At 40.8% G+C, this 6,056-nt stretch carries 6 protein-coding genes; all 6 read right to left on the reverse strand.

The genetic code is table 11. The annotated features are described in order from the left end of the window. Window positions 1–444 precede the first annotated feature (444 nt). Window positions 445–735: a serine hydrolase gene (locus tag PSE69_RS19960; protein WP_080574244.1), complete on the reverse strand. Its 291-nt coding sequence runs from the start codon at window positions 733–735 to the stop codon at window positions 445–447. 229 nt (window positions 736–964) lie between these two features. Beyond that, on the reverse strand, window positions 965–1,198 hold the full coding sequence (locus PSE69_RS19520) for an AAA domain-containing protein (RefSeq protein ID WP_259466024.1): 234 nt from the start codon (window positions 1,196–1,198) through the stop codon (window positions 965–967). Between the two features lie 783 nt (window positions 1,199–1,981). After that, window positions 1,982–3,238: a PTS galactitol transporter subunit IIC gene (locus PSE69_RS19525; RefSeq protein WP_014657114.1), complete on the reverse strand. Its 1,257-nt coding sequence runs from the start codon at window positions 3,236–3,238 to the stop codon at window positions 1,982–1,984. A gap of 307 nt (window positions 3,239–3,545) precedes the next feature. Beyond that, window positions 3,546–4,541, reverse strand: coding sequence for a 2-hydroxyacid dehydrogenase (locus tag PSE69_RS19530; RefSeq protein WP_072502634.1), 996 nt, complete (start codon window positions 4,539–4,541; stop codon window positions 3,546–3,548). Between the two features lie 34 nt (window positions 4,542–4,575). Further along, window positions 4,576–5,337 (reverse strand): SDR family NAD(P)-dependent oxidoreductase, encoded by a 762-nt coding sequence (locus PSE69_RS19535; protein WP_004916017.1) that lies wholly within the window; start codon window positions 5,335–5,337, stop codon window positions 4,576–4,578. Between the two features lie 18 nt (window positions 5,338–5,355). Further along, window positions 5,356–6,056: FGGY-family carbohydrate kinase (locus PSE69_RS19540; protein ID WP_272675335.1), on the reverse strand; the 701-nt coding region annotated here is incomplete at its 5' end.

Below are 6,056 nucleotides of genomic sequence, written 5' to 3' on the forward strand. Positions count from 1 at the left end.
CAACGACACGGCGTTTAGCTAAGGCTAAAGCGGGAGCAATTTTGTTGACCACTGCACTCATTATTAATCATGGTCGTCATGGAATTCCGTAGATTGAGTCAAAATGATATCGGTAAACTCATAAGCCATCTTTTGCGTGTCTAAATCTTCAACATTTGCCAAAACAGCGACAGTTAAGCCTAAATCAGGTAAACGTAAAAAATAGGTAGCCCAGCCAGCCCAGCCTCATGAATGCTCGAAATGTGTGATGCCGAAGTGTTGTGAAATAATAATGCCATAAGCATATTTCTGATGGTGTTCAATGGCTTTACCTATCCTATTTCTAGCCGGTAATGCCTGAAGCATTTTCTCGACTAGTGCTTTTCCTCCGACTTTACCACTGGTGTCATTTTTACCCCATTTCATTAAATCTAAAACATTTGAATGAACAGCACCATCACCGGTTTAAGTCCAAAGACTTTCACTTAATTGATAGCCACATGTATTGTTTTCACGGTACCCACGAGCAATTGTGGTGTGGACGGGGTACGATCCCACTATAAAGTTATTATCCATTTGTAATGGTTTAAAAATAGACTGTTGAGCAAATTCTTTATAACTTTGCCTGCTAACGCTTTCAATAATAATGGATAATAAAAAATAGCCCGTATTACAATAATCAAATGGTGTTCCAACAGGGAAAAGAGGGTTGGGGTAAGCAATTAAGTCCGCTAAGCTTGCCGCTTGAATTGGAATCGGTGTTTATTGTTCAAGCATGGCACCCACGGTTAGACAGGGATCCAGCACATCAATGGCTGCGGCATACTATTAAACAGTACTTTTTAAATCGAGAGTGATTTTCTGTAGTGTTAGCTAATTAAGCATATCAATGAGTATTACTTTATATTTGATTTAGCAGTTTAACGTGATGACTTGATTAGAAGCTCACCATAATACGATGAGCTTCTAGAGTCTATTTAATGAGTTATTCCAAAGTGCCTATTTCTCTTGGCAATGTATTGGCTACATCTGAAAAGCTTGGTAGATGGCCCCATACATCAGGATTACCAATTACAAAAATATATTTCTTGGCGCGTGTTAGAGCGACATTAACTAGGTTGGGCTTACTCGCTGCCCATTGTGCGCCACCCTCTTCACCGATACTGCAACCGAGTACAAAAATAACGGTATTATTTTCTTTACCTTGGAAGGTATTCACGGCGCCAATCTTATGTTTGGCCCAATGGTTGACCTATTCTGGTATTATTGGCAAGGCTAAACATAGGTTCAATACAATGGCGGTGTACCCATAAAAGAATACCAATCCAAATCGGGTTATTCATGACTTCTAACTGACAGCCCCATGAATTGATGCGATCCGCAATTTGTTGGATTGAGAAAGTTTGTGGGTTCCAACGGTCAGCATATTGATGTAGTACTTCTTGGCAAAGATGGTTACTCTTTCATTACTTAAACGTTGTTCGCACTCTTCTTTAGCTTGCCCTGTTTCTGAACCGACAATATCTTGAATGAGCGAATTACTTAGATTTTTATCAAACTCACCAAGGTAAAGAATAAATGCGGTTGTTTTAGGAATTTTATATTGCTCTCGGTATTTATCACAAAGCCAAGGTAATTGGTTGTTCTTGTTTTCTGTAAGCGTTTTTCGGGATATAGATAATTTTTTCTTGTTATTAATATCGGACGAATAAGGGTGAAAAAACGCTATACGTTGCCAACCACTTAAAATATCTATTGGTAGAGGTTTCGAATGCCTATTTTTCCACCTGTCATTATTTAAAATATTTTAATAGTTATTGAGATTAACTTAAATTAAATGAATTTTATAGACTTCACGTTATGATTGCTCTCGGCCTAAAACTGTAGTGAGTGAGGGTATTTATGAAGAAGAGAGAAGGGAAATTGGTTACCCGTAGCGCTGGTGAGTATTTGAAATAAAACAGCTAACTAAGAGAAGTTATAGTTAGCTGTTAATTGAGGATTACTTAGCGATTAATTCGCCAATTTTTACTGCTGCCCAGCCCGCAGGTGTGGTTGCTCCACCCACGATATTGGTCATTTCTGAAATCCCTTCTGGTACTGGGATATTCGAATTCACCGCAGCTTGCGTATATTCCTTGGAAATATCGGTTCCCACATAGTAAATGGATGTTAGGACTAATGTGCCACAGATAAACATTCTAAACATATTACGCTTACAGAATGGTGTCACCATAGCTAATAAAAACATCAATGAAGCAAGGTCAACGAAAGGTAATACTTTGTTGCCCGGTAGTACGAAAGCTAACACAATCGCCATTGGGATCAGTAATAGCCCAGTTGCCAACACGGAAGGCTCACCAATTAACAGTGCAGTATCCATGCCAATATAGAAATCACGGTTAGGGAATTTCTTTTTCAATTTTGCTTCAACGGCATCGCGAACAATTAACAGACCTTGGACTAAAATTTCGATCATTTTAGGCAGTAGTAACATTGCCGCAGACACGGTCACGGCGAGTGCAACAGATTCACTGATAGGATAGCCTGCCATCAATGCTAATACCAAACCTAAAATAAAGCCTAATGTTAATGGTTCACCGAATACACCGAATTTTTTATTAATCGTTTCGGGTTCGAGGTTAATTTTATTTAACCCTGGAATTTTCTCGATAATATAGTTTGTCACGATGCCAAACGGTACATACATAATACAAGTCAGATGAGGGAAGGAAATGCCTTGTAAATTATAATTACGTTGTAGATAAGGTGCAGTAATATCTGCCGCAACCAAAGTGGCAATAAAGATCACATAAGTGATACCAATTGATAGCCAGTAGCTTTCAGTACCCGCATACACTACAGAACCGACTAATAAAAATATCCAATAGTTAAAGATATCAATATTAATGGTTTTTGTGAGCTTAAATAAAACCATCACTAAGTTGATCGCAATAAAGCCTAGTACAACTGGCACCATAATCGGTGAGCCCCAGCCAATGGTGGAGGCAGTAGGCCAACCCGTATCAACCACGGTAAGGTTTAAACCCATCTTTTCAACCATCGATTGCGAGGCAGGTCCTAAATTCGATAGTAATAAGTTGATGACTAAGCCAACACCAACAAAACCGATGCCGACTAACATACCCGCTTTAAAAGCGGTGCCTACGCGAACGCCAAAACATAATGCAATAATGAAAAATATTATTGGCATCATAACCGATGCGCCCAGCCCGATGATATTGTTGATTATATCCATGCCTTCCTCCCAATACTCGTCATATTTCTCGCCGTGGCGTTGTTGGCTGCGTTCACTCGCACTAGTCACATACTTATGTATGCCCTAGCGACTCGTTTGCTTGTCGCCTAGCCACAACGCGAACTATTTAGAGTATTTACCTACTGCGTATTGAATAAAAAAATAAACCTGATAGTTAAATAAGTTGTGGTTTATAATTACTCAAAATACATAAGGTTGTTTTTGTAGGGTATAGGGTGCCCCTGACAGGTTTCACCCTATCGTTTATTTTTTATATTTTTTGCCGATGTTCTTTTCGTTAAATTAATTATTTTTGTTGTTTTAAAAATATCTCAGCAAATAGTTTTGGCGTATTGCTGAATGCATCTAAAGTACTACCTGCCATATGCGGTGTGATGGTCACATTGTCTAATAAATAAAATTCGCTCTCCTCTTTTAATGGCTCATCATCAAAGGTATCGATAGCGGCACCCATAATGCGTTTTTCTTTGAGTGCTTGCAGCAAATCACGCTCATTAATTAAACCTGAACGCGCGGTATTCACTATTACGGCGGTGGGTTTCATTAATTTAAAGTGTTTTTCGTTGATCAAGTTTTGTGTTTCTGGGGATAAACGTGCGTGTAGCGAAATAATATCGGCAACTTTAACCAAATCTTCAAGTGAATCAACTTTGGTGTAACCGTCAACAGCGTCAACGTATTTATCGTAAAATATAACGTTGGTATCAAAGCCTTTAAGGAATTTAGCCACCAGTTGAGCAATATGGCCAAAGCCAATTAACCCAATGGTTTTTCCACCAATTTCTGGGATCACATCCGCGTTGACGAAATCTTTACGCCAATATTTATCCTTCAATGCATCATGTGCACGCGCAATATTACGTGTTTCAGCCAACATCATGCCAACCGTAAATTCAGCCACACTGCGTGCATTACGCCCTGGTGTATTCATTACCTTAATGCCTTTGTTCTCGGCATATTCTTTATTGATATTTTCAATGCCACCACGCAATACACCGATATATTTCAGTTTTGGTAGTTTATCGATTACCGCTTTATTCACAGGGGCGAACTGGGTGATCACTAACTCAACATCTTTTAAATCCGCATATAAATCCGCTGGTAAAATCACCGCTTCCGCACCGTGTTGCTCAACTTGCAAGTTATCTTCTTGCAGTTTTTCAATAGAAGGGTGTGCCCACTGACGAACGATAACCTCATAACCTTGTTGGCGTAGCTTTTCTAGCCCAGCCTCCATGGTTGGTTTATCAATAAATAGATCCGCAATTGCCAGACATTTCATGTTGTTCTCCAAAATTTTTTGTTGCCCTATGGGCTTAGCGCATTAACATCCCACCAGTCACATCAATGGTTGCTCCCGTCATATAACTGGCTTTTTTTGAAACCAAGAACACCCCAATATCCGCGATTTCAGCAGGGGAGGCGACACGCCCAACAGGAATTCGATTCAGATAATATTGTGGGTCTTTCTCTAGGTTGCCGCGGATCATTTCAGTATCCATAATGCCAACTGCAATGTTGTTAACATTAATGCCTTGTTTGGCAACCTCACGCGCCAGTGATATTGAAAAGGCGACTAAGCCCGCTTTACTGGCGGCATAGTGTGAGTGACCAGTCGTTGAACCATGAAACGCTGCTTGCGAGGTAATGTTGAGCACTGAGCCAGTGATTTGCTTATTTGAACATTGATTGATAAATAATTGGCTTAAATGGAAAACGGATTTTAGGTTGATGTTCATCACGTTATCCCACTCTTCCAGTGTAATATCTGCGACCATCCCTGTCGGCCAAATACCTGCATTATTAATCAGGATGTCGAATTGTTTGAAATGGGTGAGCCCCTGCTCAAATAATGCATCAATCTCTTGGCTGTCGCCTAAGTTGGTTCGGATAGCAACTACCTCAGTACCATTTAAACCATTTAGCGCCTCAACGAGCGCTAATGCGGCTTCTGGATGGCTACGATAAGTAAAGCAGACGTTAACGCCTTCTTTTACCAGCGATTGCACCAGCTCACGTCCTAGTCCAGTCGCCCCACCAGTGACCAGCGCATTTTTACCGTGTAAATTAAGTTCCATGATCAACTAACTCCTTATTTAAGCATCAATGGTTTGCTGGGGGTTATGTGATTTCCACGTCGGTTGCATATCATCTAGCATGCGTTTGTACATGGCGTATTTTTTGGCATAAACCGCTTGTTTATCCGTTTGTGGATGGATCACTTCAGACACTTTTACCATCGCATCACAAGCCGCAAAAACATCGGGGAAATAGCCTTCCATCACCGCTGCGGTCATAGCGGCACCAAGGGTACCGTGCTCTTTCACATCGACGATTTCTAATTGGCTCTGGAAGATATCGGCAAAAATTTGTAGCCAAACGGGTGAGTGAGTAATACCGCCCGCGATGCGGATCACATTGCTCAACTGTGGATTAATACGGCGCAGCCGCTCGACATGATAAAGGTGACTAAATGCAACTCCTTCATAGATAGCACGGAGGAAGTGAGCGCGTTGATGGAAACTGGTGACACCAACAAAACCGGCAGTGGCATCTGGAATGGTGTTGGAACCAAATACAAACGGGAAGAACATCAATTGGCTTTCATCTGGCGTGGTGGAAGCCACTAATTGGTTACACAGTTCATACACTGAACTGCCTTTGGCTTCTTCAAGCTGCTTATCTGCCGCCATAAATTGGGTGATAAACCATTCTAAATTACTGGCAGATGTCGGGCTGGCTTCAGTAATTTGCCAACGGTTTTCCATCGGATAAATCGAGGTCATAAATAAATCTT

The organism is Providencia sp. PROV122, assembly GCF_028482365.1.
GTDB classification, from domain to species: Bacteria; Pseudomonadota; Gammaproteobacteria; order Enterobacterales; family Enterobacteriaceae; genus Providencia; species Providencia stuartii.